Annotated in this window: 25 protein-coding genes and 1 tRNA gene; 4 read left to right on the forward strand and 22 right to left on the reverse strand. The window is 66.2% G+C overall.

The features are described from left to right. Positions 1–49 precede the first annotated feature (49 nt). Positions 50–934 carry an NAD(P)-dependent oxidoreductase gene (locus tag QMX83_RS10695; RefSeq protein WP_282296617.1) on the reverse strand — a complete coding sequence of 295 codons (885 nt, stop codon included), beginning with the start codon at positions 932–934 and terminating at the stop codon, positions 50–52. Between the two features lie 155 nt (positions 935–1,089). Here QMX83_RS10695 and QMX83_RS10700 point away from each other — a divergent pair, with 155 nt between their 5' ends. After that, on the forward strand, positions 1,090–1,929 hold the full coding sequence (locus QMX83_RS10700) for a hypothetical protein (protein WP_282296618.1): 840 nt from the start codon (positions 1,090–1,092) through the stop codon (positions 1,927–1,929). 50 nt (positions 1,930–1,979) lie between these two features. On the opposite strand, the gene QMX83_RS10705 is transcribed toward QMX83_RS10700, so the two are convergent. The 20 genes from QMX83_RS10705 to aspS form a co-directional block, all read right to left on the reverse strand. Further along, a tRNA-Lys gene (locus tag QMX83_RS10705) sits at positions 1,980–2,055 on the reverse strand. 82 nt (positions 2,056–2,137) lie between these two features. Further along, a complete protein-coding gene (gene queC, locus QMX83_RS10710) occupies positions 2,138–2,803 on the reverse strand; it encodes a 7-cyano-7-deazaguanine synthase QueC (protein ID WP_282296619.1) in 666 nt (221 codons plus the stop codon). A gap of 73 nt (positions 2,804–2,876) precedes the next feature. Beyond that, positions 2,877–3,578, reverse strand: a complete 702-nt coding sequence (gene queE, locus QMX83_RS10715) for a 7-carboxy-7-deazaguanine synthase QueE (RefSeq protein WP_282296620.1) — start codon at positions 3,576–3,578, stop codon at positions 2,877–2,879. Positions 3,579–3,665: 87 nt separating this feature from the next. Then, a complete protein-coding gene (ybgF, locus tag QMX83_RS10720; RefSeq protein ID WP_282296621.1) occupies positions 3,666–4,484 on the reverse strand; it encodes a tol-pal system protein YbgF in 819 nt (272 codons plus the stop codon). A 3-nt stretch (positions 4,485–4,487) separates the two neighbouring features. After that, the gene (pal, locus tag QMX83_RS10725) at positions 4,488–5,003 is read right to left on the reverse strand and encodes a peptidoglycan-associated lipoprotein Pal (RefSeq protein ID WP_282296622.1); all 516 of its coding nucleotides are present in this window, start codon (positions 5,001–5,003) and stop codon (positions 4,488–4,490) included. 64 nt (positions 5,004–5,067) lie between these two features. Then, the gene (gene tolB / locus QMX83_RS10730; RefSeq protein ID WP_282296623.1) at positions 5,068–6,387 is read right to left on the reverse strand and encodes a Tol-Pal system beta propeller repeat protein TolB; all 1,320 of its coding nucleotides are present in this window, start codon (positions 6,385–6,387) and stop codon (positions 5,068–5,070) included. Positions 6,388–6,539: 152 nt separating this feature from the next. After that, entirely contained in the window at positions 6,540–6,953 is a 414-nt protein-coding gene (locus QMX83_RS10735; RefSeq protein WP_282296624.1) for a TonB C-terminal domain-containing protein, read from the reverse strand. Between the two features lie 71 nt (positions 6,954–7,024). Continuing rightward, entirely contained in the window at positions 7,025–8,080 is a 1,056-nt protein-coding gene (gene tolA / locus QMX83_RS10740) for a cell envelope integrity protein TolA (protein ID WP_282296625.1), read from the reverse strand. Further along, complete coding sequence (gene tolR / locus QMX83_RS10745; protein ID WP_125357979.1) at positions 8,070–8,498, reverse strand: protein TolR; 429 nt, start codon at positions 8,496–8,498, stop codon at positions 8,070–8,072. The genes tolA and tolR overlap by 11 nt, the downstream gene beginning before the upstream one ends. Before the next feature lie 23 nt (positions 8,499–8,521). Next, on the reverse strand, positions 8,522–9,298 hold the full coding sequence (tolQ, locus tag QMX83_RS10750) for a protein TolQ (RefSeq protein ID WP_125357981.1): 777 nt from the start codon (positions 9,296–9,298) through the stop codon (positions 8,522–8,524). Positions 9,299–9,308: 10 nt separating this feature from the next. After that, positions 9,309–9,740: a tol-pal system-associated acyl-CoA thioesterase gene (gene ybgC / locus QMX83_RS10755; RefSeq protein ID WP_282296626.1), complete on the reverse strand. Its 432-nt coding sequence runs from the start codon at positions 9,738–9,740 to the stop codon at positions 9,309–9,311. Then, positions 9,730–10,770 (reverse strand): Holliday junction branch migration DNA helicase RuvB, encoded by a 1,041-nt coding sequence (gene ruvB, locus QMX83_RS10760; protein WP_282296627.1) that lies wholly within the window; start codon positions 10,768–10,770, stop codon positions 9,730–9,732. Before ruvB ends, ybgC begins: the two co-directional genes overlap by 11 nt. 32 nt (positions 10,771–10,802) lie before the next feature. Then, positions 10,803–12,653 carry a potassium transporter Kup gene (locus QMX83_RS10765; protein WP_282296639.1) on the reverse strand — a complete coding sequence of 617 codons (1,851 nt, stop codon included), beginning with the start codon at positions 12,651–12,653 and terminating at the stop codon, positions 10,803–10,805. A gap of 113 nt (positions 12,654–12,766) precedes the next feature. Then, on the reverse strand, positions 12,767–13,354 hold the full coding sequence (ruvA, locus tag QMX83_RS10770; RefSeq protein ID WP_282296628.1) for a Holliday junction branch migration protein RuvA: 588 nt from the start codon (positions 13,352–13,354) through the stop codon (positions 12,767–12,769). Positions 13,355–13,364: 10 nt separating this feature from the next. Continuing rightward, complete coding sequence (gene ruvC / locus QMX83_RS10775) at positions 13,365–13,886, reverse strand: crossover junction endodeoxyribonuclease RuvC (protein ID WP_282296629.1); 522 nt, start codon at positions 13,884–13,886, stop codon at positions 13,365–13,367. A gap of 14 nt (positions 13,887–13,900) precedes the next feature. Further along, complete coding sequence (locus QMX83_RS10780) at positions 13,901–14,632, reverse strand: YebC/PmpR family DNA-binding transcriptional regulator (protein WP_282296630.1); 732 nt, start codon at positions 14,630–14,632, stop codon at positions 13,901–13,903. An 80-nt stretch (positions 14,633–14,712) separates the two neighbouring features. Beyond that, a complete protein-coding gene (locus tag QMX83_RS10785) occupies positions 14,713–15,345 on the reverse strand; it encodes an alpha/beta fold hydrolase (protein ID WP_282296631.1) in 633 nt (210 codons plus the stop codon). Positions 15,346–15,349: 4 nt separating this feature from the next. After that, the gene (locus QMX83_RS10790) at positions 15,350–15,862 is read right to left on the reverse strand and encodes a GNAT family N-acetyltransferase (RefSeq protein ID WP_282296632.1); all 513 of its coding nucleotides are present in this window, start codon (positions 15,860–15,862) and stop codon (positions 15,350–15,352) included. Positions 15,863–15,883: 21 nt separating this feature from the next. Next, entirely contained in the window at positions 15,884–16,201 is a 318-nt protein-coding gene (locus tag QMX83_RS10795; RefSeq protein WP_282296633.1) for a DNA primase, read from the reverse strand. Positions 16,202–16,277: 76 nt separating this feature from the next. Further along, a complete protein-coding gene (gene aspS / locus QMX83_RS10800; protein ID WP_282296634.1) occupies positions 16,278–18,029 on the reverse strand; it encodes an aspartate--tRNA ligase in 1,752 nt (583 codons plus the stop codon). A 170-nt stretch (positions 18,030–18,199) separates the two neighbouring features. Between aspS and QMX83_RS10805 the strand changes: the two genes are divergently transcribed. Next, entirely contained in the window at positions 18,200–18,931 is a 732-nt protein-coding gene (locus tag QMX83_RS10805; RefSeq protein ID WP_282296635.1) for a DUF3011 domain-containing protein, read from the forward strand. Positions 18,932–18,934: 3 nt separating this feature from the next. Here QMX83_RS10805 and QMX83_RS10810 read toward each other — a convergent pair whose 3' ends face one another. Beyond that, positions 18,935–19,555, reverse strand: coding sequence for a hypothetical protein (locus QMX83_RS10810; protein WP_282296636.1), 621 nt, complete (start codon positions 19,553–19,555; stop codon positions 18,935–18,937). Positions 19,556–19,692: 137 nt separating this feature from the next. Here QMX83_RS10810 and QMX83_RS10815 point away from each other — a divergent pair, with 137 nt between their 5' ends. Both QMX83_RS10815 and ggpS read left to right on the forward strand, forming a co-directional pair. Continuing rightward, positions 19,693–20,958, forward strand: coding sequence for an MFS transporter (locus tag QMX83_RS10815; protein WP_282296637.1), 1,266 nt, complete (start codon positions 19,693–19,695; stop codon positions 20,956–20,958). Positions 20,959–21,020: 62 nt separating this feature from the next. Beyond that, positions 21,021–23,264: a glucosylglycerol-phosphate synthase gene (gene ggpS, locus QMX83_RS10820; protein ID WP_336618959.1), complete on the forward strand. Its 2,244-nt coding sequence runs from the start codon at positions 21,021–21,023 to the stop codon at positions 23,262–23,264. Positions 23,265–23,340: the final 76 nt, after the last annotated feature.

Here is a 23,340-nt window from a genome sequence, read left to right on the forward strand (position 1 = left end):
CGCACGGACACCCTCAGCCGGGCAAGCCCGGCTCTACGACAGCATCCCATCACAGGCAGCAATCAGCGCGGCGCCTCTCCGGCAGCACCTCAATGCTTCCCACCGCCAACTGCTCCAGCACCGCTTCCGGCCCGCGCCGGCTGATCCAGCCCAGCCCCTCCCGCGCCGCCGATGCATCATGAATGCGGTCAATCGCCGGCAACGCCCAACCACGCCTGTCGTATTCGGCCAGCCACTGCGGGCAGCGCAGCGCGAGCACCTCACGCGGGCGCGTGACCAGCGCCTCGCAATCCTCGCGCAGGAACGGCGTACTGCCACTGGCGATGTAGCGCTGGAATGCCGGGCCGTCGTTGGTGAGGGCCGCCACATGCGCATCGGCCACGTCGCGCACGTCCACGCCGCGATGCAGGCGATACAGCAGCATCCGGTCCGGCGTTTCCGGGAAGCAGCGCGACATGCGGATCACCCGCACCTGGAAGTCTTCTGCGGCCTCCTGCTGCAGCACCTGCTCGGCGGCCAACTTGGACCGGTGATACACCGTGCGCGGCTGCGGCACGGTCTGCTCATCGACCCAGGTGCAGTGACCGGGCGTGATGGCATGCCCGTACAACGCGGTCGTGCTGGTGAACACCAAACGGCGCACGCCCGCCTCCCGTGCCAATCGCGCGATGGTCTGCGTCCCGTCCACATTGATCCGCTGGAACTCCGCGTCACTGTGCAGCCCCACATGCGGGGCATGCAGGGCAGCCGCATGAATCACCGCATCCACGCCCTTCAGCGTCGCCGCCAGCAGTCGCGTATCGGTGACATCGCCGACATGGCGCGTGGTCGCAAACGGACTGCGGTCGATCCCGATTACCTCGTGGCGCGCGGCCAGCGCGCCGAAGATGGCGCGCCCGACCCGGCCTGAACTTCCTGTCAGAACAATCTTCACTGTGGTGCACTTATCAGCGCCCGGGAGCTACCGGGATGAGCGATTGTAGCGACCGCCGGGGACAGTGAACCGGTATTGCCGCACACTCCACGGCTTGCCCGTGCGCATCGCTTGCCCTACGCTCGCGCGACTCAATTGACATGGACGTAGGACGCATGAACACCCGTCATTCCATCGTGCCATCCGTTGTCGGGCGGTGCCTGCTGGCAGGCCTGCTCAGCGCCTCGGCGCTGTGGAGCCTCACGGCCAGCGCCCAGGATGACCTCGCCGCACGCGCGTCGGCGCAGGAAAAAGCCACGCTGGAATACAAGCTGATACTGCTGGAGGCAGCGCGCAGTGGTACACATGAGCAGCTTGACAGCCCCCAGGCACGATCGCTGGTGAGTCGCATTGCCGACGAAAAACAGTTGCTGCAGGAGGTCCAGTATGGTCTGGAGGATTTTCATCAGCTTCAGTCGATTTGTACCAATGCATCGAGCACGGCTTCGTCGCTGATGATGCTCGGGGTTGTCCCCCGTGTTCCGGAAGGGGTATCGCAGAATGAGCACTGGCAGAGCGTAGCTCGCCAGGTCGCTCAGAACATGGGGCACCACGAGTCGGAGATGGCACAACTGCTGCCCTTCATGCTTCGCTGCATGACACCGATGGTGGAACTGGCCGGGCAGAAGATCATGGCGCTGACGCCGGAAGAGATGACGCCCATCCGGCACGCAGGCTTGAAGCAGGCACGTGACGGCCTGACCACCACGTATGCCGGCAGCCTGCAGATCATCGACGAAAGCGCGGAGCTTCCTGCGCTGCGCGGCGCGCTGATCAGCGCACTGGTCGATAGTGCCCCCGATTTCGCAATGCTGCTTCGGGTCGATCAACGCGCCCCGATCGCCGCACGTGTACGCCTCAGCGCAGGCCGCCTCGACCAGGAGCAGCGCAAAGAATTAGAGAAGGTGGCTGCAGCATTCGACAGCACGCAGTGCGAAGCCCTCTGCACCTACTGAGACAGACATGAAAAAGGCGCTCAAAGAGCGCCTTGAATCATTGTCGCAACTGGTGGGCCGTGAAGGATTCGAACCTTCGACCAAAAGATTAAAAGTCTTCTGCTCTACCGACTGAGCTAACGGCCCATTGCTGCCCCTGGCATTGCGCCGGGGGTGCGCATTCTAACCCACTTTGGCGGCCTGTCACACCCGCCGTGTGAACCCGGCCTCAGACGTAGCGGGTCGGGTCGGCCACGCCGGCGTCGGCGAAGCCCTGCGCGCGCAGGCGGCAGGCGTCGCAGTGACCGCAGGCGCGGCCCTGTTCGTCGGCGTTGTAGCAGGACACGGTGAGGCCGAAATCGACGCCCAGGCGCACACCTTCGCGCACGATGTCAGCCTTGCTCAGGAACTGCAGCGGGGCGTGCACATGGATGCCCGCCCCTTCCACGCCGGCCTTGGTGGCCAGGTTCGCCAGGGTCTGGAAGGCCTGGATGAATTCGGGTCGGCAGTCCGGGTAGCCGGAGTAATCCACCGCGTTGACGCCGCAGAAGATGTCGCTGGCACCGAGCACCTCGGCCCAGCCCAGCGCCACCGACAGCATGATGGTGTTGCGCGCCGGCACATAGGTGACCGGGATGCCCTCGCCGCCCGCTTCGGGCACGTCGATGTCGTCGGTCAGCGCCGAGCCGCCGATGCTGCGCAGGTCCACGTTGACGGTCTTGTGCGCGACCACGCCCAGGGCCTTGGCCACGTTGGCGGCGGCATCCAGTTCCGAGGTGTGGCGCTGGCCGTAGCGCACGCTCAGGGCGTGTACGGCAAAGCCCTGTTCACGGGCAATGGCAATGACGGCGGCGGAATCCATGCCGCCGGAAAGAAGCACGACTGCGTTCTTCATGAAATACATCCGGTGGGTTGTGGGGACCAGCACGCTGTCCCGCGCCGGGGTACTTCAAGGGCAACGAACAGGCTCAACGCCCCGGTTCGTCATCCCAGAGAATCTTGTGCAGCTGCATCTGGAAGCGCACCGGCAGGCGGTCCTCCACGATCCAGTCGGCCAGCTGGCGCGGCGTGACCTGCCCCTTGCTGGGCGAGAACAGGACCATGCTGCGCTCGTTCAGCGCATGCTCGCGGACCATGCCGCGCGCCCATTCGTAGTCTTCGCGGCTGCACAGCACGAACTTGATCTGATCACGGCGGGTCAGCAACGGCAGGTTTTCCAGCCGGTTGCGGGCCATTTCGCCGGAATCCGGGGTCTTCAGGTCCACCACCCGGGAGACGCGCGGGTCCACCCCGCTGACGTCCAGCGCGCCGGAGGTCTCCAGCGAGACGTCCATTCCGGCGTCGCACAGCTTTTCGAGCAGGATCAGGCAGCGCTTCTGCGCCAGCGGCTCGCCACCGGTCACGCAGACATGCTGGACGCCCTGGGCCAGCACCTCGGCGACGATATCGTCGATATCCCACCAGGTGCCGCCGTGGAAGGCGTAGGCCGTGTCGCAGTAGGTGCAGCGCAGCGGACAGCCGGTCAGGCGCACGAACACACTGGGCCAGCCTGCGGCATCGGCTTCGCCCTGCAGGGAGGTGAAGATCTCGGTGATCTTCAGCCTGGGCAGGGGCGACTGCACGATCTCGCTGGGAAGCGCGGCGGCGGCGGCGGACGAGGTGGCGTTCATGAGAGAAGACTTCGGAAACGGGCGCGGCCGGGCGAAGCCCGGCCATCATTCAATCGAACATTATACCGACCTGGGCCGGCGGGGGCGTCAGCGGATCTGCTGGCCCAGGCGGATCGACTGCAGGCGGTCCTGCGCGGTGCGCGCGGCGTCGGAGCCCGGGTAGGTGCTGACCACCTGCTCCAGGGTCGCCTGCGCCTCGTCAACCTTGCCCTCGCCATACTGCGACAGGCCGATCTTGAGCAGGCCGCCGGAAGCTTTGTCGTGGGTCGGGTAGCGGCCGATGAGGTCGCGGAACTGCGCCTCCGCCTGCGGGAAATTGCGTACGGCGTAGTAGCTTTCACCCAGCCAGTACAGGGCATTGGGGGTGTAGACGCCGTTCGGGTAGAGCTCCAGGAAGCTCAGGAACATCTGCGCCGATTCGTCGTACTTGCCGGCTTTGAGCGAATCAAAAGCCACGTTGTACATCGTGCGCTCGTCGCCACTGGCGGCCAGGGCACCGGCATCGCCGTGCACGGACGGGGGTCGCTCGGTGGCGACCACTGGCGGTTTCGGTGCGGCGGGCTTGGGGGCAGCCGGGGCGCTGGCGGCCGGGACGGCCGGCAGATCCGGGGCGGCACCACCCTCGAGGCGCTGCAGACGGCTGTCAGTATCGAGGTACTGGTCACGCGTGGTCTGCTTGTACTGCGCAGTGTCGTGCTGCAGCTGCTCAACGGTGCTCTGCAGCTGCTGCACCTGCTGTCGCAGGGCATTGATCTGGTTCAACAGGTCCTGGTTGGAGCTGTTGTTGTACATCTGCTGCTCGAGCGCGCCTACGCGGTCGGACAGGCTCTGCCGCTGGGCCTGCGCCGGTGCGGCAGCCACGAGGGCTGCCGCAACGACCAGCATCAGTTTGATGCCGATGCGCATGACTTACTGCGCGGTGTAGACGATTTCGACGCGACGGTTCTGCGACCAGCAGGACTCGGTCGATTCGGTGCAGACCGGACGCTCTTCACCGTAGGACACGTCGGTCAGCTGCGAAGCCGAGCCACCGTTGGCCTGCAGAGCCGAGTTCACGGCGGCGCTACGACGCTCACCCAGGGCCTGGTTGTAAGCGCGCGAACCGCGTTCGTCGGTGTGACCCTGCAGGGTGATGCGCGACGACGGACGGTCACGCAGGTACTTGGCGTGGCAAGCCATGATGGCCTGGAATTCCGACTTCACTTCTTCCTTGTCCAGGTCGAAGTAAACAACGCGCTGGCGCAGGCAGGCGTCGGTGTCCAGGTCGCCCGGGCCGTACAGGCCGGAGGTCGACGGGCCGCTCGGCTGGGTGGTGGAACCGGTGTCGACCGGGGCCGGAGCCTCTTCCTTCACCTTCTTGGAACAGCCGGCCAGGACGGCCACAGACAGCAGGGAGACAAGCAGAACGCGGGTGGACTTGTTCATAGAATACCTTTGAGGCTCCTAAAGCCGGATGAGGGGATGAATACGGGCGAATCTTAACACTCTGTTAGCGCTTTGTACGGTATGGCGACCAAGAAGGCTCACGAACATCACCGTCCGCCAGTACCAGCCGCTGGCGCACGCGCCCGTCGGCCGAAACGGCATACAAAACTCCACGTCCACCCTCGCGGGCGGCATACAACACCATGCTCGCGTTGGGCGCGAAGCTCGGCGATTCGTCAAGCGAGCCAATGGACAGGGTGGTCCACTGAGCGGACCCCAGGCTGCTGTCCATCATCGCGATCTTGTAGGTGTTGCCGCTGCCCTGGGCCATGACGATCTTCTTGCCGTCATAGGAGACGCTGGGGGTGGCGTTGTAGTTGCCCTGGAAGGTCACCCGCGAGGCGCTGCCGCCGGTGGAGGCCACCTGGTAGATCTGCGGGCGGCCGCCCCGGTCGGAGGTGAAGTAGATGGTGCCGCCGTCGGCACTCCAGGTCGGCTCGGTGTCGATGGCGAAGTGGTTGGTCAGCTGGGTCAGCTGCTTGCTGCCCAGGTCCATCACGTAGATTTCGGGGTTGCCGCTACGCGACAGCGACAGGGCCAGGCGGCGGCCGTCCGGCGAGAACGACGGGGCACTGTTGATGCCGCGGAAGCTGGTGATCAGCTCACGGGCACCGGTGGTGATGTTCTGGATGTAGATGGCGGAGTTGCCACGCTCGAAGCTGACATAGGCCAGACGGTTGCCGTCCGGGCTCCACGACGGCGACAGCAGCGGCTCGGCCGAGCGCACGATGGTCTGCGGGTTGTAGCCATCCGAGTCGGCCACCATCAGCGCGTAGCGCATGGCGGCACCCTTGCCGCTGGCGGTCACATAGGCAATACGGGTCCAGAAGGCACCGCGCACACCGGTGATCTTCTCGTAGATGGCGTCGGCCATCTGATGGGCCACGTCACGCATGGCGGTGCTGCGGGCGGTCATGGCCAGACCCAGCAGGCGCTCGCCGCGCGGCACGTCGTACAGCTCGTACTCCACGCGATACGCGCCGGAACCAGCGTCCAGCACCCGCCCGACCACGATGTAGTTCTGCTTCAGCGCACGCCAGGTCGCAAAGTTGATCTCGCCGCCCCGGGTGGGCTTTTCGAGGATCTGCTCGACTGGCAGGTTGCGGAACTGGCCGGAGCGCTCCAGGTCGGCGCGCACCACGGCTGCCACATCGGTCTCCGGGGCAGCAGCCGAGCCCTGATACGGCATGGGGACCACGGTAATCGGCAGCGCCGAGGCGTTACCACCGGTGATCTCGATATCCAGACCCCGCTGCTGCGCGAGGGCAGCAAAGGGCAGCAACAGCGCCGCGAACACGGCGAACCAGCGAGGCATCTTCTTCATTGAGCGCTCAGTCAGAGAAAACCAATTACGAGGGATAGCAGCAGTGCGGTGAACAGTTTCGCAATCATGAACCAAGCGGGTGTGAAATCCGAGTGGTCAGCGGCTCATTAATCACACGCTGTTAACGGAAACGCTCGATCACCGCAGCTGAATCAGTGAGCTGGGGCTACGAAGCCCACCCTGAGGGTGCGCCGGAACACCTGCTCGAAACCGTGGTATGGCAGTGGTTGCGCATCCAATACGGCTGCCTCAAGCGAGCGCTTACCCGCCTCGTCCCAAGGGCAGTCATCGGTGACTCGGGCAGATATCACCATCCCACCGGGTACTTGCATGATCTCCACCGTGCAACGCTCGGCCGCCGACACAGACGCGGGCATGCGCCAATACGCGAGCACGCGGTTCCCGATGGCCGTACCGTACTCGGCCTCCAGTTCAGCCTGCTGCGCTTTCCATTCCGGCGAGTTGTAGTTCACGGTGCGGGCAGGTGGTGCTTTCGACACTTCCGCCCACGCCGGTGCCCCCATCAGAACCACTGACATCATCAAACAGCGTGCCATCGTCCGCATACACGTTCTCCAAGCTCCTATGCGTGGGCCCCGACGCAGCTCGTCCGATTCGGGGATGCCCGCCCAAGGCCTCAACGATCCTGGGCGGTGAAGGTAAAGTTGATCGTGCGGTTGAACACCTTCTCAAAGCCGCGGTAAGGCAGCGGCTGCGCATTGAGCACCGCCGCTTCGATGGAGCGCCTACCGGCCGCGTCATACGGGCAATCCGGACTCACCTTGGCATCGATGACCTCACCACCCTGGATCTGGTTGATGACGATCTTGCACTTCTGACCCAGCGGGACGGAATCCGGGCGCTGCCACTGCGCCAGCACCTTCTGCTGGATCGCCGCCGCATACTTGGCGGCCAGGTCATCGCTGGTGCCCCCGGCACCGGCAGAAGGCTGCGCTGCGCCGGCCGAGCCGCTGCTCGAGGCGCCCGAGGCCGCGCGTGCTGCGGTCACTGCGGCAAGCCGCTGCTGCGCCTGCTGGATTTCTTTCTCCTGCTGAGCACGTTTTGCCCGCAACTCGGCAATCTTCTTCTGTCGCTCGGCCTCGGCCTTCGCATCATTGGCCTGCTGCGCCTGCTCGGCCAGCTTCTTCTGCTCGGCCTCCTGCTGCTTGGCCAGCCGTGCCTTCTGCTCGGCCTCCTTCTGGCGCTCGCGCTTGGTCAGGTCGATCTGCTCCTGACGACGCTTGGCTTCCTGTTCCTGCTTTTCCTTTTCCGCCGAGATCGCCATCGCGTTGACCGCGGCCTGGTCGACCTTGTCTGGCTGGGCGATGCGCTCCTGCGCCTGTTGCTGCTGCGGGCTGAGCGCGTCCTGCGGGCGCGGTTCGGGCAACGGCTGGGGCGGCGGCACGGTGTCTTCTTCCACCGGGGTGGGCTGCTCCACCGGCTCGGGCAGGTCGGGCAGCTTTTCGGACGCGCGCAGCGCCTGCCGGGCCGCGGCGGCTTCCGACGCGGTCAGGGTCATGCTGGCTTCCAGCGCGGGATCGCCGACAGCGGCCTCGGTGTTGCGGTCCGGCGAGAACATCCAGCCGGCGATCAGCACCAGCGCCACCAGAATGTGCACGACAACCGCCAGGATGACCGGCAGTGCCCAGTCGTCCTCGGGGGTACGCGGTGGCGGCAGAACGTTAGTTTGCATCGGTCGCCAGACCCACCTTCTCCACGTTGGCGCGCTTGATCACGTTCATCGCGTCCACGACCTTTTCATACGCCACCGCCTTGTCGGCGGCCACGATCACGCGCAGGTTCTTGTCCTGCGAGACCAGGGCCCCAAGCTGCGCCTGCAACTGGGTGGCGTCGATCGGCTCAGGCTGCTTGGCATCCGGCAGCTTGAGGCTGAGCTGGCCGTCCAGTCGCACCGACACGACCACCGGGTCCTGCTTGCTTTCCAGCGCCTTGGCCTGCGAACTGGGCAGGTCCACTTCAAAGCTCAGCGTCAGCAGCGGCGCGGTGACCATGAAGATGATCAGCAGCACCAGCATGACGTCGATGTACGGCACGACGTTGATTTCAGATTTGAGCTTGCGGCGCTTGCGGCGGCCGATGGCAGCGGTCATATGGGAGCTCCTGTCTGCCGCGCTCAGGCGTCGTTCGAGGTCTGGCGCTGCAGGATCGAGCTGAATTCGTCGGCGAAGGTTTCAAACCGCACGGACAGGCGCTCGACCCGGGTGGTGAAGCGGTTGTAGGCCCACACCGCCGGGATGGCCACGAACAGGCCGATGGCGGTGGCGAACAGCGCTTCGGAGATGCCCGGTGCGACCGAGGCGATACCGGCCTGCTCACCGCTGTTGATCATGTCGTGCATGGTCACCATGATGCCGAACACGGTGCCGACCAGGCCGACGTACGGCGCGGTCGAGCCGATGTTGGCCAGCAGTTCCAGATTGCGCTCCAGCTGGTCCACTTCGCGGGTATAGGTGGTGCGCATGGCGCGCTGGGCCCCTTCCAACTGGGCGCGTGCGTCCAGGCGGCGACCTTCGCGCAGGCGGGTGAACTCGCGGAAGCCCGATTCAAAGATGGCTTCCAGGCCGCCGACCTTGCGGTTGCGGTCGGTGGCCGCGGTGTACAGCTTGCCCAGGTCCGCGCCGGACCAGAAGCGGCTCTCGAACTCGTCCGCCTGCCGGTTGGCCGCGCTGAACACACGGGCTTTGCGGAAGATGATGATCCAGCTGATGAACGAGCCAGCCAGCAGCAGCAGGACGATGGCGATCACCGGCCAGCTGGCCTTGGTCATCAGCTCCCAATAGTTGATGCCGCCGTGCGCACCCGGCGCGACGGTCTGCGCTGCGGCGCTGGTGACTTCCTGCGGCAGTGCCTCGACCACGGTGGCCTGCAGGGCCAGGAGCGTTGCGATCATCCGGTGTTCCTCAGTATGCGGATTCTGAAAATTCGTAGGGTTTCAATGCGGCATGCAGAACATCGTCCATGCCGCGTGGTTTGAATGTGGACGCGTCCAATGCTGCGATCTTCACCTGCGCGGTCAGCAGCATTTCATCGCCGCGACACACCGCCTGGCTGAACACCATGCTGGCGCGCTTGCACTGCACCAACCGTGCGCTCACCGCCAACGCGTCGTCCAGCCGCGCCGGCTTCAGGAAGTCCATGCTCATCGAGCGCACGGCAAACACCAGCCCGTGCTCGATGCGCGTGCGCTCCTGGCCGAAGCCCAGCGCCCGCATCCATTCGGTCCGCGCCCGTTCCATGAAGGCCACGTAGCGGGCGTGGTAGACCACGCCCCCTGCGTCGGTATCTTCCCAATATATGCGTGTCGGCCAACTGAATCGGGGATCAACCGGCATCCGGGACCTCCGCGAACAGGTCCGCCGGCGGATTCTTCGGCTTCAGCCCCATGTGCCGGTAGGCCTTGTGGGTGGCCATGCGGCCGCGCGCGGTGCGCACCAGGAAGCCCTGCTGGATCAGGTACGGCTCGACCACGTCTTCGAGCGTGCCCCGCTCCTCCGACAGCGCCGCCGCCATGGATTCCACCCCCACCGGGCCACCGTCGAAGTAGTCGATCAGGGTCTTGAGCATGCGCCGGTCGAGGTCGTCGAAACCTTCGGGGTCGACCTTGAGCATCTGCATCGCGGCCTGTGCGACCTCCTGGTCGATATGACCGCCGGCCTTGACCTGGGCGTAGTCGCGCACGCGCCGCAGCAGGCGGTTGGCGATACGCGGGGTACCGCGCGAGCGCCGTGCGATCTCGGCCGCGCCCTCGGCGGTGCAGTCGATGCCCAGGATGGTGGCCGAGCGGCGCACGATCCGGGTCAGCTCCTCGGGGGTGTAGAACTCCAGCCGGTGCACGATGCCGAAGCGGTCGCGCAGCGGCGCGGTCAGCAGGCCGGCCCGGGTGGTGGCCCCGATCAGGGTGAACGGCGGCAGGTCGATCTTGATCGAGCGGGCGGCGGGGCCCTCGCCGATCATGATGTCGATCTGGAAGTCTTCCATCGCCGGGTACAGCACTTCCTCGACCACGGGCGAGAGGCGGTGGATTTCGTCCACGAACAGCACGTCGTGCGGCTGCAGGTTGGTCAGCAGTGCGGCCAGGTCACCGGCCTTCTCGATCACCGGGCCGGAGGTCACCCGCAGGGCCACGCCCAGCTCGTTGGCGATCACGTGGCTCAAGGTGGTCTTGCCGAGCCCGGGCGGGCCGAAGATCAGTACGTGGTCGAGCGCTTCGCTGCGCGCCTTGGCGGCCTCGATGTAGATCGACAGCTGCTCGCGCACGGGAGCCTGGCCGAGGTAATCGGCCATGCGCTTGGGGCGGATGCTGGCGTCGGTGCTGTCGTCCTCGCGGGTCGCGCCGGCACCGATGATGCGGTCGTCAGTCATCCGGCGATTATGCGGCAATCAGGGACGATTCGTCAGATCTCGACCTGGGCACCCAGTTCGACCAACCGGTTGCCCGGAATCCGGAAGAACCCGGTCGCCGGGGCGGCATTGCGGTGCATGAGCGCGAACAGCTTGTCGCGCCAGATCGGCATGCCACGGTTGGCGGTCGCCACGATGGTCTCGCGGCTGGCAAAGAAGGTGGTGTCCATCGGGTCGAAGTAGATGCCGCCGTGGTCGCACGAGCGCATCAGCGCCAGCGGCACGTCCGGGGTCTCCATGAAGCCGAAACGCACATACACCCGGTAGAACTCGTCGCCCACCGACTCGATCTTCAGCCGCTGCCCTTCCATTGCATACGGAATCGGCAGGGTTTCCACGTGCAGGAACACGTTGCGCTCGTGCAGCACCTTGTTGTGCTTGAGGTTGTGCATCAGCGCATGCGGGGCCACGCTGGGGTCGGCAGTCAGGAATACCGCCGTACCCGGCACCCGCACCGGCGGGGCCAGCATCAATCCAGGCAGGAAGGTATCCAGGCGGATGCCGTCCTTGCGGATCTCATCGCGCAGCAGTTCGCGGCCACGCCGCCAGGTGCGCATCATGGTGAACAGCACGATGCCCAGCACCACCGGGAACCACGCCCCCTGCAGCAGCTTGGCCCCGTTGGCGATGACAAAGCCCAGGTCGATGATGAAGAACACCACGCACAGCGGGATGATCCAGTAGCGCGTACGCGGCCACAGCGCGCGTGCCACCAGCGCCAGCAGCAGGGTGTCGATGAGCATGGTCGCCGACACCGAGATGCCGTACGCCACGGCCAGGTTGGACGAACTGCGGAAGGCCAGCACCAGCCCGATCACCATCACCGCGATGCCCCAGTTGATGCCGGGGATGTAGATCTGGCCGATGGTGTCGTGCGAGGTATGGGTGATGCGCATGCGCGGGATGTAGCCCAGCTGCATGGCCTGGCGCGAGACCGAGAACGCACCGGTGATCACCGACTGCGAGGCAATCACTGCGGCCATGGTGGCCAGGATGATCATCGGGTACAGCGCCCAGTCCGGCACCGCCTCGAAGAACGGGTTCTTGACCGCTTCGGGGTGGTCCAGCACCAGCGCGCCCTGCCCCAGGTAATTCAGTACCAGGCACGGCAGCACGAAGAAGTACCAGGCGTGGCGGATCGGCTTGGCCCCGAAGTGGCCCATATCGGCATACAGCGCCTCGCCACCGGTCACCGCCAGCACCACCGCACCGAGAATGAAGATGCCGTGCCAGCTGTGGTCCATGAAGAAGCGGACCGCCCAGTACGGGTTGAAGGCCTTGAGCACTTCCGGCGCGTCGACGATGTTGTACAGGCCGATGGCGGCCAGCGAAATGAACCAGACCGAGGTGATCGGCCCGAACGCCTTGCCGATCTTCTCGGTGCCGAAGCGCTGCGCGGCGAACACCATCAACAGCACCACCACGGTGATTGGCACGATGAACGCATGCAGCCCCGGCGCGGCCACCTCCAGGCCTTCCACCGCGCCCAGCACCGAAATGGCCGGCGTGATCACCCCGTCGCCGAAGAACAGCGAAGCGCCGAAGATACCCAGGATGCCGACCACATAGGCCGAGCGCGAACCGTTGCGCATGGTGCGCTGGGTCAGCGCCATCAACGCCATGATGCCGCCCTCGCCGTCGTTGTCGGCGCGCATGATGATGGTCACGTACTTGAGCGTCACCACCAGCATCAGCGCCCAGAACGCCAGCGACAGCACGCCGAGCACGGTGTCATGGTTGCCGACCAGGCCGTAATGCTCGGAGAAGGCTTCCTTCAGCGTGTACAGCGGACTGGTACCAATGTCCCCGAACACCACGCCGATGGCACCGATCATCAGCGCCATGCCGCTGCCCGGCGGGGCATGCCCGTGGGTCGCGTGACCGCTGTCGTGCTGATGGGAAGTGCTGGACATGGGACTCCGGACGGATGTCTTTGACGGAAGAAGTGCGCCGCGCCTCAGCGCAGCGCGGCCTGCAGGGCTTTTCGGATCACGGTGGCCACATCATCGCCGTCGGCGTTGGCATCGCGCGCCATGCGCGCCGCCTCGGTCGGCTTGTAGCCGAGCTGCTGCAGGGCCACGGTGGCTTCGGAGACCGGGTCGGGCCCGATCGCGCCGGACACCGGAGCCCCGCCGCCGCTGAAGTTGACCGCGCGGTCGCGCAGTTCCAGCACCATGCGCTCGGCGGTCTTCTTGCCGATGCCGGGAATCCGGGTCAACGCGGTGACATCGCCGGCCTGCACCATGCGCGCGAACTCGTCGACGCTCACCGCCGACAACACCGCCAGGGCAATCTTGGCCCCGATGCCGCTGACCTTCTGCACGTCGCGGAACAGCCGGCGCTCGCCCTCGCGCAGGAAGCCATACAGCGAAACGCTGTCTTCCTTCTGCGCGTAATGGGTGAACAGCACCACTTCCCGGCCCAGGTCCGGCAGGTCGTAGAAGGTGCTCATCGGTGCTTCCAGCTCATAACCGACGCCATTGACGTCCAGCAGCAGCCACGGCGGTGCCTTGTAGGCCAGGATCCCGCGCAGACGACCAATCATGCAGTTGTCCTCATTTCCGGCTCCAGGCCTGGCGGGCATTGACCCCCAGACGCTGCGCCGTCGCCCTTACGTGGGCATGGGTGATGGCCACCGCCAACGCATCGGCGGCGTCGGCCTGCAGCTTGGTTTTCAGGTTGAGCATAAGCCCGACCATGTGTTGGACCTGTTGCTTTTCCGCCCCGCCCCGCCCGACCACCGCCAGCTTGATCTCGCTGGCGGCGTATTCGTGCACCGGCAGGTCGCGCATGACCACGGCGGAAATCGCGGCGCCACGGGCCTGGCCCAGCTTCAGCGCGGAATCGGGGTTGCGGGCCATGAACACCTTTTCGATGGCCACCTCCTGCGGGCGGTACTCGTCGACCAGCGCCGACAGTCCCTGCACCAGCAGTTTCATGCGCTGGGGGAAGTCATCCGCCCCCAGCAGCACCAGCGGCAGGTGATGCACATGCACCACCTTGCCGGCGGGGTCGACATCAATGATGCCCACCCCGGTCCGCTGCGAACCGGGGTCGATGCCGAGAATCCGGACCATGGGGAGCTACGCCGTCAGGCGTAGGCGTCCGCGCCGAGGTCGGCGTTGGAGTACACGTCCTGGACGTCGTCCAGGTCTTCGAGCATGTCCAGCATCTTCTTGACCTGCAGGGCGGTGTCGCCCTCGACCTTGATGTCGTTGTCGGCGCGGAAGGTGATCTCGGCATGGTCCGGTACGTGGCCGGCGGCGGTCATGGCGTCCTTGACGGCCTGGAAGGCGTCCGAGGCCGTCACCACGTCGATCGAACCGTCATCGGGATAGACCACGATGTCATCGGCACCGGCCTCGATGGCGGCTTCGGTAATGGCTTCTTCGTCGGCACCCGGAGCGAAGCTGAGCACGCCCAGGCGCTTGAACATGAAGGCCACCGAGCCATCGGTACCCATGTTGCCGCCGCACTTGCTGAACGCATGGCGGACATCGGCGACCGTGCGCACGCGGTTGTCGGTCAGGCAGTCCACGATCACCGCCACGCCGCCGGGGGCATAGCCCTCGTAGCGCACTTCCTCGTACACCACGCCTTCCAGCTCACCGGTGGCCTTCTTGATGGCGCGTTCGATCACGTCCTTGGACATGTTCGCGGCCAGGCCCTTGTCCATCGCCACGCGCAGGCGCGGGTTGTTGTTGGGGTCGCCTCCACCGCCGCGCGCGGCCACGCCGATCTCGCGGATGATCTTGGTGAAAATCTTGCCGCGCTTTGCGTCAGACGCATTTTTGCGGGCTTCGATGGAGGGGCCTCTACCCATGGGTGTTTCCGTGCATGAAGTCAGGAACAGGGCGCGGATTCTACCTGATCGGGCGCTGCCAACGTGTTAGCCGGCCTCGTTCAGGCCGCGTGGGCGGCCGGATCGTGGCGGAAACGACCATCGCGCAGGAACGTGGCGGTCTGCCGCGCCGCCTCGGGCGAAAACACCAGTCCGCTGTGGCTGGCGGCCACCACGCAGTGGTCGGCCAGCCCCGGCAACCGGGTTTCATCCAGCGCCACGGTGCCATCGGAGGCCTCGCCAATGGCACCGAGCAGGCTGCCCAGGCCATGGGGCACGGAGCCGGCGATCAGCCCCACCTGCGCCCGGCCCTCCCAGGCCGGCAGGCCATCGAGCAGCAGCTCGCCACTGCGGCCCAGCGCCATCGCCCAGCCGTGATCGGCCAACGAGCGGGCGGTGCCCGACCCGCGCAGCGGCGAGCCCAGGCAGACCACGCGCGAGACCGGCAGGTCGGGCTGCTGGCGCAGGGCTTCCAGGGCGACCAGACCGCCCAGGCTGTGCCCCACCAGCGACACCGGGCCACTGCCCTGCAGGCGCTTGAGCAGCTGGGGTACCGCCACCTCCGGTCCGCCGAAGACGCTGGAATAGCCAAAGGTATCCACGCGGAAGCCGCGCGCACGCAGCCGCCAGGCCAACGGGCCCACCCAGGCGCGGGCATTCCAGATGCCGTGCAACAGCAACACAGAGGGAGTCATGCGGTCAGGGTACGCGCCGCAGGATGAACTCCAGATCGCGCACCTGCCCGACCGGGAATTCATAGGTGCCCACCTTGCTGAATCCGTAGCGGACGTAGAAGCGCTGCGCGCCGAAGTTCTCCGACCACACCCCCAACCACAGGGTGCGCGGTCCGTCGCGTTCCAGCCAGGCCAGTGCGGTTTCCAGCAGGCGGCTGCCCCAGCCGCAGCTCTGCTCGTCCTTGATCAGGTACAGCCGCTTGAGCTCGCCATCGCCGGGCTTCACGTCGTCATGCGGCAGGCCGCACGGGCCGGCGGCGGCGTGGCCCACGGCCACACCGTCTTTCTCCAGCAGCCAGACCGCGTAGTCCGGATGCGAGAGGATCACCCGCTGCCGGTCTTCGGCATACGCTTCAGCCAGGAAATCCTGCAGATCCTGCGGCGGATACAGGTGACCGAAGGTTTCCACGAAGGTGCGCGCGGCCAGCACCGACAGGGTCGGTGCGTCGTCCGGGCCGGCGCGGCGGATCGAATACATGGACACGGTCCGGGTCAGGCCTCAGGCCTTGGCCCCGTCAGTGGCGGCGTCTTCCTCTTCGCCGTCCTCTTCGTCCTCGTCCTCGTATTCCTCTTCCTCGTCTTCGTCCTCGTCGAATTCTTCTTCGTCTTCCTCTTCTTCGTAGTCTTCGACGCCGAAGTCCTCACCGTCCCAGCGGCCTTCGCCGTCGACCACGAAGGTCAGCGCCATCGACGCCGGGCTGGTGCCCACGCGAACCAGCCAGCCGCCGAACACGCGGGCGCGCTCGGTCACCAGGTTGGCGTCGGAACCGACGTTGCCCAGCTTTTCCCATTCCAGGTTGAAGGATGCTTCGGTCATTGCTGGGTTTCCTTGTGTGATTGGGGGGGCAGCCAGGCAGGGCCTGGCTCTACGGGGTTGGAAGTTCGAGGCGCGATCAGGCCTTGCGCGGGCGGACCTGGATGTGCACTTCGGCCAGCTGCTCGTCCGGGATCGGCGACGGCGCGCCGGTCATCAGGCACTGGGCGCTGGTGGTCTTCGGGAACGGGATGACGTCGCGGATCGACTCGGTGCCGGCCATCAGGGCGGCAATACGGTCGATACCGAAGGCGATGCCACCGTGCGGCGGTGCGCCGTAGCGCAGCGCGTCGAGCAGGAAGCCGAACTTGGCTTCGGCCTCTTCCGCACCGATGCCCAGCAGCTCAAACACCGCGCTCTGCATGTCCGGGCGGTGGATACGGATCGAACCGCCACCGATTTCGTTGCCGTTGAGCACCATGTCGTAACCACGCGAGACGGCGGTCTTGGCGTTGGCGCGCAGGTCGGCGATGTCGTCCACGGCCGGGGCGGTGAACGGGTGATGCAGGGCGACGTAGCGCTGGGCTTCGTCGTCGAACTCGAACATCGGGAAGTCGGTGACCCACAGCGGAGCCCAACCGGCCGCCACCAGATTGAAGTCCTTGCCGGCCTTCAGGCGCAGTGCGCCCATGAAGTCGGACACCTTGTTGTAGCCGCCCGCACCAAAGAACACGATGTCGCCATTGCCGGCACCGACGTGGGCGACCAGCGCGGCGAACGCCTCTTCGCTGAAGAACTTGGCGATCGGCGAGCTGACTTCACCGTTGTCGGCGATCTTGATGTACGCCAGGCCCTTGGCACCGTACTTGGCGGCGTGGGCGGCGTATTCGTCGATCTGCTTGCGCGACAGGGTGGCACCACCGGGGATGCGCAGCGCCGCCACACGGCCGTCCGGATCCGCCGCGGCAGCGGTGAACACCGGGAACTCGCTGCCCTTGACCAGATCGGCCACGTCCACCAGCTCCAGCGCGATGCGCAGGTCCGGCTTGTCCGAACCATAGCGACGCATCGCCTCGGCCCAGGTCATGCGCGGGAAGCTGGCCGCCAGCTCGACGTCGACCACTTCCTTGAAGATGGCGCGGATCATGCTTTCCACGAAATCCTGCACGTCGCGCTCGCGGACGAAGGCGAACTCCATGTCCAGCTGGGTGAATTCCAGCTGGCGGTCGGCGCGCAGGGCCTCGTCGCGGAAGCAGCGCGCGATCTGGTAGTAACGGTCGAAGCCGGCCACCATCAGGATCTGCTTGAACAGCTGCGGGCTCTGCGGCAGGGCGTAGAACTCGCCCGGGTGCATGCGCGCCGGCACCAGGAAGTCACGTGCGCCTTCCGGGGTGGCCTTGGTCAGGATCGGGGTTTCGATGTCCTGGAAGCCTTCACCGTCGAGGTGACGACGCAGCGCCTGCACCAGCTTGATGCGGGTGCGCTGCATGCGCTGCATTTCCGGGCGGCGCAGGTCCAGGTAGCGATACTTCAGGCGGGTTTCTTCGCCCGGGTTCTCATGGGCGTGGAACGGCAGCGGCTCGGCCTTGTTCAGCACAGTGATGGCGGTGGCGATCACCTCCACCTTGCCGGTGGGAATCTTGTCGTTGACGGCATGGCGGGCGCGCACCACGCCTTCCACCTGCAGCACGTCCTCATAGCCCAGGCTGGCGGCGACGGCGAACACCTCGGCGTTGTCGACCTCCACCGTCACCTGCACGATGCCTTCATGATCGCGCAGATCGATGAAGCACACGCCGCCCTGGTTGCGGGCAACGTCGGTCCAGCCGGCGAGGGTGACAGTCTGGCCAATCAGGGTCTCGTTGACCAGGCCGCAGAAGTGGGTACGCATGGGGGTAAAGCTCCGCAGGAGATTGCCGGGCCAGGCGGCACCGGTCAGCCCGTTATTCTGCGGCCAGCGCCCCGGCCGGGGCAAATCCGGACGGCCACCGCGGCTTACACACCCCCTTAATAGGGGCCGGACCATAGTCCGCGCACCACTGACCGCAAGGGGAAAGCGTCATGAAACGTTGTCTCGTGGTCTGCCTCACCGCCGTTCTGGCCTTCGCCGCCCCTGCCCTGCAGGCCCAGGTCAATACCCGGGCCTATGCGCCTGAGAACCTTCGCACCCTGTCCGTCAACGACCAGCAGCGGGTCATCGCCCAGGAGTACGCCGAACAGTCCAACGGGCGGCGCATCCCGGATGACCAGATGCGCTTCTATCTGGACCAGGTGAACCGCTCCAACTGGGGCTTTTCCCGGATCAAGCAGGACATCGCCACCTCGCTGCGCGGCACGGGCGGCTGGAACGGCGGCGGCGGCAACCCCTGGCCCGGCACCAATCCCGGCCATACCAGCGTGGTCCGCTGCGAGAGCAACGACAACCGGCAGCGCTCCTGCCCGACCGGCTGGTCCAGCGCCCGGCTGTCGCGGCAGCTGTCCAACACCCGCTGCGTGGAGGGCCGCAACTGGGGCTCGCGCAACGGTTCGGTCTGGGTCAGCGGCGGTTGCCGGGCCGAGTTCGTGCAGGGTCGTGGGGGCTGGGGCGGAGGTGGCGGCGGCAGCAACTACAACGTCACCTGCAGCAGCACCGGCAACCGAACCCAGACCTGTGCCTGGGACGGCCGCCAGGGCCGGCCGGTCGTGATCGAGCAGCTGTCCGGCAGCGCCTGTGTGGAAGGTCGCAGCTGGGGCTATCGTGGCGGCAGCGTCTGGGTAAGCAACGGCTGCCGCGCCCGCTTCGGCGTGCGCTGAGGGTTAACCGCCCCAGGGAGCCGGTGGCAATGCCACCGGCTTGCTGAGGTCGAACACCACCTGGAAGCGGCGGCCATCCGGACGGGTCAGCTCGTAGACGAAGCGCTCGTCCGGCTCAATCTCCATCGCCCACGTGTTGGTGGTGGAGACGGCCATCTCAGCCTTGCGGAACATCGCAACCGAATCGGCATCCACCGGGAACGCCTGGCGCTGCGCGGTGCCCGGTGGCTTGCTGTCACCGCCGTACATCGTCACCGCGTCCGGGCTGCCGTCTTCGTGCCGGTGATCATGTTTCAGCCGCAGGCCGGTATCGGTGCGGCTCAGCACCCAGGTGCGCGAGTGATCGTCGCCGACATGGAAGGGAATGCGCAGCTGATGCGCCGGATCTTCGCAGCCACGCACATGCATCACCAGACGCTTGCCGTCGAAGGGATCCGCCGCATCCGTCTTCGGCTCGTTCACTGCAACGCGACCTTCAAAGGCTTCGCCACAATGCGCCGCCACCGCCGCCATGAAGGCATCCGCAGGGGCCTGTGAAACATCGTGCGCGACCGCGTCGCGCTGGTCGTTGCATGCCGTCAACAGCAGCACGCCCGCCAACGGAAGGAATTTGATGGCATTCATGCAAACACCCTAGCCCGCGTGGCCGTACAGCGCAAATCCAGCACGCCTGCGGAGACAGCACTGCAACGGGCGCTTCATGCCGCCTGTGTTATGGTCCCTGTCGTGACCGGTTCGCCTTCCCCACGAAGGTCGCACGCGTGTTGCGGCTGACCGCCCTGCTCACAGGCGTAGCGTTGCTCCTGACGGGCAGCGGGCTTCTGGGCACCTTGCTGGCGGTAAGCGGAGCCCAGGCCGGCTTTGGTGCCGGCACCTTGGGCTTGGTGATGTCCGGCTATTTCGCCGGATTTTTCCTCGGTACCTTCGTGGCACCGTCGCTGATCGGCCGCATCGGCCATATCCGTGCGTTCGCCTTCTTCGCTGCCCTGGCCGCCATTGCGGTGCTGCTGCATCCGCTGTGGATCAATGCCTGGGCCTGGGGCGTGCTGCGCGTGATCACCGGCATTGCCCTGGTGGGCCTGTACACGGTGATCGAGAGCTGGCTCAACGCCGAGCCTGACCCGCAGCTGCGCGGTCGCGCGTTCTCGTTGTACATGGTGGTCAATCTCTCGGCGCTGGCGCTGGGGCAGATTCTACTGATGCTCGGCAGTGCCGCGGCCACACCGATGTTCATGCTGATTGCCATGCTGGTGTGTGCGGCCGTGCTGCCGGTCACCGCGACCCGCCTGCAGCAGCCTGAGGTTCCCTCGGTGCCGCGGCTGAAACTGTCGCGCCTGTATGCGATGGCTCCGGTTGCCAGCGTTGCCGCCGCGCTGTCCGGCCTGGCCATGGGGGCGTTCTGGGGGCTGCTGCCGGTGTATGCCGGCCAGGTCGGCCTCGACGAGGACGGCGTGGCGCGCTTCATGCTCACCGCCATTGCCGGTGGTGCCCTGCTGCAGTGGCCACTGGGCCGGATCAGCGACGGCCACGACCGTCGCACCGGGCTGGTGGCACTGAGCCTGGTCGCGGCCGGACTGGCCGTGGTGATGTCGCTGCCGATGATTCAGCTCCAGACCCACCTGCTATTTGGCCTGATCTTCGTCTACGGCGGCCTGGCGTTCTCGCTGTACCCGTTCGCGGTGGCACACATGCTCGACTATCTGCCGCGCGAAGACCTGCTCTCCGGCTGCTCCAGCCTGCTGCTGGTGCACGGCGTCGGCGCAGCGCTGGGGCCGGCCATCGCCGGCGTAGCCATGCAGCGGTTCGGGGCGGCCGCGCTGCCGCTGTACTTCGCGGTGACCCTGATGCTGCTGGCACTGTTCGCCACCGCACGCCTGCTCAGCTTCTCGCGTCTGCGCACCCACCCGGTGCTGTTCCGTCCGATGCTGCGCACCACGCCGGCCGCGCTTGAACTGATGCCGGAGACCGACGCCGAACCCGCACCCGACTCCTCTTCTCCTTTCAACTCCAATAAGGAAGTGAATTGACTGTATCCACACCCGCCCATCCCACTCCCACACGCAACACCCCGGCCACTTCGGCCCCGCAACTGATTCTGGCCACCGATCTGGATGGCACCTTTCTCGCCGGCGACGCTGCCGCGCGCCACCGCCTGTACCGACTGGTTGACCAGCACCCGGACATCGCGCTGATCTTCATTACCGGTCGAGGCCTTGAAGCGGTGATGCCGCTGCTCTCCGACCCCTCCATTCCCCGCCCCGATTACGTGGTCTGCGACGTCGGCGCAACCGTGGTCGATGGCCGCACCCTGCAGCCGCTGCAGCCGTTGCAGTCGATGATCGATGCGCACTGGCCGGGCGAACAGGTCGTTGCCGCCGCCATGCGTCCGTTCACCGCGCTGCAGCGCCAGGACGTCCCGCAGGAACGCCGCTGCTCGTATTTCTGCGACCCGGCCACGCTGGCTCCGCTGCGCAGCCAGATCCAGGCCGCCGCACAGGCGCTGGGCTGCGACGTGCTGTACTCAGCCGACCGTTACCTGGACATCCTGCCGCCGGACACCGACAAGGGCCGCACCCTGGCTGCGCTGGCGCGCCTGCTCGACCTGCCGCGCGAGCGCATCCTGGTCGCGGGCGATACGCTCAACGACCTGTCCATGTACACCTCCGGTTTCCGCGGCGTGTGTGTGGGCGAATCCGAGCCTGCGCTGACCGACGCCACCGCCAGCCTGGCCAACACCTACCACGCCACGGCACCGGGCTGCGGCGGCATCCTTGAGGCGATTGAACACTTCGGGCTGCTCGCCGCCGACGATGCCTTTCTGAAACCGCCGGCCACCGCACGCGCCGAAGGCGCGGACCTGGTGATGGTGTATCACCGCATGCCGTTCGACGAGGTCATGGAAGGCGACACCCTGGTGCAGCGCCCGCCGCGTTCACCGAACGGCATCATTCCTTCGCTGCTGAGCTTCTTTGAAGGCGGCCAGAAAGGGTCCTGGGTCGCATGGAGCATCGATGACCCCAAGCGCGGCCCCTTCCAGACCCATGTGAGCGTGGACGCACAGCGCTACCCCACCCTCACCGCCGCACGCGTTCCCCTGACCCGGCAGGAAGTGGACATCTTCTACAAGCGTTTTTCCAAGGAAGCATTCTGGCCGATGCTGCATGTGTTCTGGGAGCGCGCGCGCTTCCGCGAGGACGACTGGCAGGTGTTCCTGAAGGTCAACCGCCGCTTCGCCGAAGCCACTGCCGCCGAGGCCGCGCATGGGGCCACGGTCTGGATCCACGACTACAATCTGTGGATGGTGCCGGCCACCCTGCGCGAGCTGCGCCCGGACCTGAAGATTGCCTTCTTCCATCACACCTACTTCCCGTCGGCCGACGTGTTCAATGTGGTGCCGTGGCGACGCGAGATCATCGGCAGCCTGTTGTGCTGCGACTACATCGGGTTCCACATTCCGCGCCAGGTGGAGAACTTCGTCGATGTCGTGCGCGGTGCGATGCCCGCCGAACGTCTGGCCTGGGAAAGCTGCGCACCGCGCTTCCTGACCTACGGCTGCGCGGTCGGCCTGGACACCATGACCACCCGCCTGCGCGTCGGCGACCGCGAAGTCGCGCTGGGTGCGCATCCGGTCGGCACCGACCTGCGCCGCATCCACAACGTGCTGGCAAAGCCCTCCGTGCGCAACGACATCTTCAAGCTGCGCCGCGAGATCGGCGCGCGCAAGCTGGTGCTGTCGGTGGAACGGCTGGACTACACCAAGGGCACGCTGGCCAAGCTGGAAGCGTTTGAACGTCTGCTGGAACAACACCCGGACCGCCAGGGCAAGGTCACCCTGCTGATGGTGTGCGTGCCGGCCGCACGTGAGATGACCGTGTACCGCACCCTGCAGAACCAGATCGAGCAGGCGGTGGGCCGGATCAACGGTCGTTTCTCACGGCTGGACTGGACCCCGGTGCGCTTCTTCGCGCAGGCATTGCCGTTCGAGGAGGTGGTGGCGCATTACGCGGCCGCCCAGGTGATGTGGATCACGCCGCTGCGTGACGGCTTGAATCTGGTCGCCAAGGAATTCGTCGCCACCCACGGCATCGAAGGCAGCAACGGCGTGCTGGTGCTGAGCGAGTTCGCCGGCGCGGCCGCTGAGCTGAAGGGTGCGGTGCTGACCAACCCGCATGACCCGGCCGATCTGACCGCCGGACTGCTGCAGGCGTTGTCGATGCCGGAGGAGGAAGCTGGCGGACGCATGCGCCAGCTGTTTGGCAGCGTGGAGTATTACGACGTGGACCGTTGGGGACGTGAGTTCCTGGAAGCGGTGCGGGGGCCGGAAGCCAGCTGACCGTGCGACCCGTAGAGCCACGCCCTGCGTGGCTTCACGGTGTAACACGTTGTTGCAGCCACGCAGGGCGTGGCTC

It is taken from the genome of Stenotrophomonas sp. PS02289 (assembly GCF_029960115.1).
Lineage (GTDB): Bacteria > Pseudomonadota > Gammaproteobacteria > Xanthomonadales > Xanthomonadaceae > Stenotrophomonas.